We start from the raw sequence: 6,534 nt of genomic DNA, 5'->3' as shown, positions 1-6,534 counted from the left end.
TTAATTAGTAAATTCACTAATTTGCAAAATTAGCCAATTATTCGTACCTTTGCACCCTTGATTCGATAATAAAATTATGGCAGAAGAATTAGATAACGAACAATTAAATTCTGCTGACTATTCAGCAGATAATATCCAATCCCTCGAAGGAATGGAACACGTGCGTATGCGCCCCTCTATGTACATCGGTGATGTAGGAACACGCGGTTTGCACCACCTTGTATACGAGGTGCTCGATAATTCTATCGATGAAGCCCTTGCTGGTTATTGCGATACGATTTCTGTAACTATCAACGAAGATAATTCTATTACCGTCGAAGATAATGGACGTGGTATCCCCGTCGATATCCACAAAAAAGAAGGCGTTTCTGCTCTCCAAGTGGTAATGACCAAAATCGGTGCAGGTGGTAAATTCGATAAAGGCTCTTACAAAGTATCAGGCGGTTTGCACGGCGTGGGGGTTTCCTGCGTGAATGCCCTTTCCGACCATCTAAAAGCTACTGTATACCGCGACGGCAAAATATGGGAACAAGAGTACCAACGTGGGGTCGCTATGTACCCTGTAAAACAGGTAGGTGATACCGATAAACGTGGTACTAAAGTTACTTTCCACCCTGATGAATTGATCTTTGAACAAACTACCGAATATAAGTACGATACTCTTGCCGCTCGTATCCGTGAACTCGCTTATTTAAATAAAGGTATTACGATTACCCTTACCGACCTCCGTAATAAGGACGAAAAAGGTAACTTTATCACCGAAAAATTCTATTCAGAAAATGGATTGAAAGAGTTCGTGAAATTCCTCGACGGCAACCGTATGCCTATCATTGGCAGTGTAATTGCTATGGAAGGCGAAAAGAACGGTATTCCAGTAGAAGTCGCTATGATTTACAACGACTCTTACAATGAGAACCTGCACTCTTACGTCAATAATATCAACACTTCTGAAGGTGGAACTCACTTGCAAGGTTTCCGTATGGGGCTTACCCGTACGCTCAAAGCCTATGCCGATAAATCAGGCTTGCTCGAAAAAATGAGCAAGGATAAAAAGAATCCTGTAGAGATTGAAGGTGATGACTTCCGTGAAGGTCTTACCGCCGTTATTTCAGTAAAAGTCGCTGAACCTCAATTTGAAGGTCAAACTAAAACTAAACTCGGTAACCGTGAAGTCACTTCAGCAGTATCTCAAGCCGTTGGGCAAATGCTCGAAGATTATCTCGAGGAAAATCCTAATGATGCCAAAACCATTGTTGAGAAAGTTATTTTAGCAGCTCAAGCTCGTCAGGCAGCACGCAAAGCCCGTGAAATGGTGCAACGTAAAAGCGTGATGAGCGGTGGAGGTCTCCCTGGTAAACTTGCCGATTGTTCTGAAGAAGACCCTACAAAATGCGAACTCTTCCTCGTTGAGGGTGACTCAGCGGGCGGTACTGCTAAACAAGGTCGAAATAAAGATAACCAAGCAATATTGCCCCTCAGAGGTAAAATCCTCAATGTCGAAAAAGCAATGCAACACAAAGTATTTGATAGCGACGAAATTAAAAATATCTATACCGCTTTGGGGGTAACTGTCGGTACTGAAGAAGATGCTAAAGCACTTAATTTGAGTAAGCTACGTTATCATAAAGTGATTATTATGTGTGATGCCGATGTCGATGGTTCTCACATTACAACTCTTATCCTCACTTTCTTCTTCCGCTATATGCGCGAACTTATAGAAAATGGTCACGTGTATATCGCTACACCACCGCTCTATTTGGTGAAAAGTAAAGGTAGCAAACGCGAAGAATACGCTTGGAATGAAAAACAACGCGATGCACTTTCTGCCGAAATGGGCAATGTAACCATCCAGCGTTACAAAGGTTTAGGTGAAATGAACGACCACCAGTTGTGGGATACAACTATGAATCCTCAACACCGTACTCTCCGCCAAGTAACTATTGATAACGCTACTGAAGCCGACCGCGTTTTCTCTATGCTAATGGGTGACGAAGTCCCTCCCCGTCGTGAGTTTATCGAGAAAAACGCTAAATATGCGAAAATCGACGCGTAATATGATCAACTCTGTAGGGGCGTTTTGCAAAATGCCCCTACTTTATATACAACAACTAAAACACTCATTCTATCAAAAAATTACGAAAAATACTTGTTCGTTTCTTCCTTATAACCCTTGTGTTACTGGGGGTTACGGCTCTTCTTTTGACCTTACCTGCCACCCAAACTTTCATCGCTAAAAAGGCAGTAGCTTATCTGAATAAGGAATTTGGTATCGACTTAAATATCGACCGCATTCACTTGAAAATCAATGGTGATGTAGATGTCAAGCGCATCCTTATTCGCGACCATAAACAAGATACGCTTATTTCAGCTAAAAAACTCACTACTTCTATTTTAGACTTCAAACAGCTGATTGATGGTAATCTGTACTTCGGCAATATCAAAGGTGATAGCATTGTTTTCAATATGAAAACTCACAAAGGCGATACACTCTCAAACCTCGATGTATTTGTGAATAAATTCGATTCAGGTGAACCCAGTACAGGTAAATTTGTGATGAAAGCTAAAGGTATAGAGCTCAAAGATAGCTATTGTTATATTTCCAATGATAACAATCCTGACCCTTCTATACTAAAAGTTACTAAACTAAACACCGAACTAAACGACTTTAAAATCTTAGGTAGTAAAATCTTCTTTGAAATGAAAGAAGCCAACTTCCGTTTCGATAACAAATTAGAAGTTACCCACCTAAACACCTATTTTAGCTATACCGATAGCTTGATGCAAGCTAAGGATTTGCGATTGCAAACACCTCAAACTGACCTTCAAGGTACGATAACTATGTTGCCTCACAATGGCAGTTTTGGCGATTTTGTAAATAAAGTAGTCTTTGATGTCCATCTGCCTAAAGCTATTGTGAATACTACCGATTTAAACGCTTTCTACAACGGTTTCAATGGGGGTAGAAATATAGTGTTAGAAGGCGTAACTATGAAGGGTACATTGAATAATTTTGTCATTTCTCAAGGTAAAATCTCCTATCAAAATACACTTATTGAAGGTGATTTAGCTTTTCAAAATCTGCTCTCTCAACACGCTAATATCGCCGTTATCGCCAAAAACGTACACGCCGAGAGTATTTATAACGATTTAGCTTACTTGATGCCCGAAGTCTTAGGCAAAAATATCCCAGAGGAACTGCAAAGGCTGGGAATGTTCTCCTTAGATGGTGATTTCGCTTACCGTACCACTTCCTTGCAAACCAATGTATGGCTAAAAACTAATGACGGTGAAGCTCATATTGATGGTTCTTTAGACGACCTTACCCATACCGATAAAACAGCTTTTAAAGGTACACTTACTACTAATCAATTTCACTTAGGAAAAATTTTAGACGACCCTAATATAGGGGCTATCAGTACCGATATGTTAGTGCGTGGCGAGGGCTTAGATTTCGCTACTATGAAACTCTATGCCAATGGTACCATTCATTCAGTGGGGTATAACGGTTATAATTACCAGCGCATAGCTATCAATGGAGAGTTTCGAAATCAGGTGTTTAGCGGTAAGATCGACACTCGCGATCCCAATCTTATGATGAGCTTCAACGGGCTTGCCGACTTATCGGGCAGAAATAATAAATTCGATTTCCAAGCTGATATCGCTTTAGCCGACCTCCACGCATTACGCTTTATGGAAAAGGACAGCATTTCACAGTTCTGTGGCAAGGTAGTAATTGATATTTCGGGTAACCAATTAGATGATATTGTAGGAAAAATATCCTTTAAAAATACTAATTACATCAATTCAGCAGGCGACTTTACCTTTAAAGATTTTGAAGTGGTTTCAACTCTCAACAACGGAATTAAAGAAATTACTATCAATTCACCTGATATCGTCAGCGGAAATGTAAAAGGAAAATTTAAATTAACTGAAATTAAAAAAGTACTCCAAAATGCCGTAGGAAGCATCTATACCCAATATAATCCTTATAAAATAGAGAAAAACCAATATGTAGATTTTCATTTCAATATCTACAACAAAATTGTAGAAGTGTTCGTACCCAAAGTCAAAATAGGTAGCAATACTTTTGTCAATGGCAATATAGATGCCGATAAAGGAAGTTTTAAATTCCAAATGAAATCACCAAGTATCAATGCCTACAACAATCAAATTGATAGTCTTAGCCTTGAAATCGACAATAAAAACCCATTGTACAATACTTATTTTGAAGTAAAAAAAGCTGATTTTGGAGTCTATGCTATTCAAGATTTCAACCTGATTAATACCACTATTAAAGATACACTTTTCTTTCGCACCGAGTTCAAAGGTGGGGATACTGGTAAAGATACTTACGAGTTGAATTTCTATCATACACTCAACAAAAAACAAGAATCTATTATTGGTATCAAAAAATCGCTCATAGATTTCAAAGGTAATGAGTGGTATATTAACCGTGAGAATGCAATGAATGAGTACAACAAAATTGTACTCAATCGTACCGCCGATACGATTAAGGTGAGCAACTTCAAAATGGCACACCAAAACCAGTATATAAACCTCAGTGGACTCATCACTACCAAAGATTACAAGAATCTACATTTGGTGGCACACAACGTGGCGTTAGATAAAATAGTCCCCGAAATGAAAGGACTCAATCTCACGGGAACGCTCAACGGCAATGTGTCGCTCACCCAGCGAGGAAATTTGTATTACCCTTCTGCCGACCTCTTTATTCAGTATTTTAAACTGAATGGCTACGACTATGGCGATTTAGAAGTCGGTATCTTTGGCAATAACGATTTGTCCTCCTTTGATGTAGGAGCTTTCTTCTCCAACGGGCGCGCTCTCGGATTTGCTACACGCGGAAAAATTAATCTGGATAAGAAAAAAGGTACTTTGCTCGACCTTACAGCTTATTTCAAGGACTTTGAACTCTCGCCTTTTAACCCGTTTTTGGAAGGTATCTTCTACGACCTACGCGGTACAATAACAGGACAGGTGAAAATAAACGGAAGTGTAACCGACCCGCTGATGGACGGTACGCTCACCTTGCACAAAGCGGGGGTAGGTATCGACTACCTCAAACTCAACGCCGATATACAAGAAGGAGCACGTATCAAGGTGAATAACAAAACTTTTGATATTGACAACTGGCTACTCACCGATACAGCCTATAAAACTCAGGCTACCCTCAATGGATCTATCCGTCATAACAGATTGTTAGATTGGTTCTTAGACCTCAAATTGCAAACTCTGGGTAAACGATTTATGGTGCTCAATACACCTTATACCGATGAAGCACTCTTCTACGGAACTGCCTTTATGAAAGGAACTGCTACCATTAAAGGAGCTTTAGATGAGATTGCAATTAAAGTAAATGCAAAAACTGAAGAAGGTACTTCTTTTAAAATACCACTTAGCGATAGCGAGAGTGTTGGCGACGACTCGTTTATCACCTTTATAGAAAAAGGAGATAAGAAGATTCAATTAAACCGCAACTTAGAGTCTATCAAAGGTTTAGAATTGAATTTTGAGTTGGATGTCCTCCCTACTGCCGAAGTGGAAATTGTAATGGATAGAAAAACAGGTAGTAGCCTTGTAGGGCGTGGGGCGGGTACACTCCTTATTGAAATCAATACCAATGGTAAGTTCAATATGTGGGGAGACTTCATTACCTATTCAGGCTTCTACAATTTCAAGTACGAGAATATTATCGATAAACGCTTTACCGTACTCCCTGGTGGCTCTATTTCGTGGAGTGGTGATCCGCTAAAAGCTACTTTGCGCGACCTGAAAGCTGCCTATAACCTCAGTGCTAACCCAAGTACTCTCTTAGAAAGCAGTCAATATAACCGAAAAATTAATACTCAGGTAGTTATTAAATTAGAAGGCGAACTGATGCACCCCGAAACCTTGTTCGATATTACCTTCCCTGATAGCAGTCCAAGTTTAGTATCCGAACTCAACTACAAGTTAGAAGACCAAGACCGAAAACAGTTACAAGCTTTCTCGCTCTTAGCACAAGGCTCGTTTATGAGTGAGAAAAATACCGATAATCGTTTGGTTGCCTATAACCTTTTTGAAACAGCTGCGGGTCTATTCAACCAATTGCTATCCGATGAAGATAACAAGCTGAATTTAGGGGTGTCGTATGAAGCAGGCATCAACGATAGTTCGTCCGATATCAATAGCGACCGTTTAGGCTTCACCGTCTCTACCCAAATCACCGATTGGGCAAGTGTGAATGCCAAAGTAGGTATCCCTGTAGGAGGTGTGAGTCGTACTGCCGTAGCCGGCAATGTAGAAGTGCAATTCCGCCTCAACCCCGATGGTAGCCTCACAGCCAAAATATTCAATCGTGAAAACGAATGGCAGCAGTATATGCTCGATCGTATAGGTTATGCACAAGGGGTAGGTCTTACCTATTCAGTAGATTTCAATACCTTTAAAGGTTTGATGCAAAAAATATTTAAAAAAGGCGGTAAAGTACTCGAATCAAAAAAATAAAAAATAGAAAGAAAAGCATTTTTTCGT

The 6,534-nt window shown here is 39.9% G+C and carries 2 protein-coding genes; both read left to right on the top strand.

Annotated elements, in window-relative coordinates; genetic code table 11:
• The first annotated feature begins 76 nt into the window (after positions 1–76).
• Complete coding sequence (gene gyrB, locus I7X29_RS13415) at positions 77–2,053, top strand: DNA topoisomerase (ATP-hydrolyzing) subunit B (protein WP_198475354.1); 1,977 nt, start codon at positions 77–79, stop codon at positions 2,051–2,053.
• 119 nt (positions 2,054–2,172) lie between these two features.
• On the top strand, positions 2,173–6,507 hold the full coding sequence (locus I7X29_RS13410) for a translocation/assembly module TamB domain-containing protein (RefSeq protein ID WP_198475353.1): 4,335 nt from the start codon (positions 2,173–2,175) through the stop codon (positions 6,505–6,507).
• Positions 6,508–6,534: the final 27 nt, after the last annotated feature.

It is taken from the genome of Capnocytophaga periodontitidis (assembly GCF_016126015.1).
GTDB lineage: Bacteria > Bacteroidota > Bacteroidia > Flavobacteriales > Flavobacteriaceae > Capnocytophaga > Capnocytophaga periodontitidis.
Note: the sequence above shows the minus strand (reverse complement) of the source record. Positions and strands in the feature narration are given on the sequence as shown.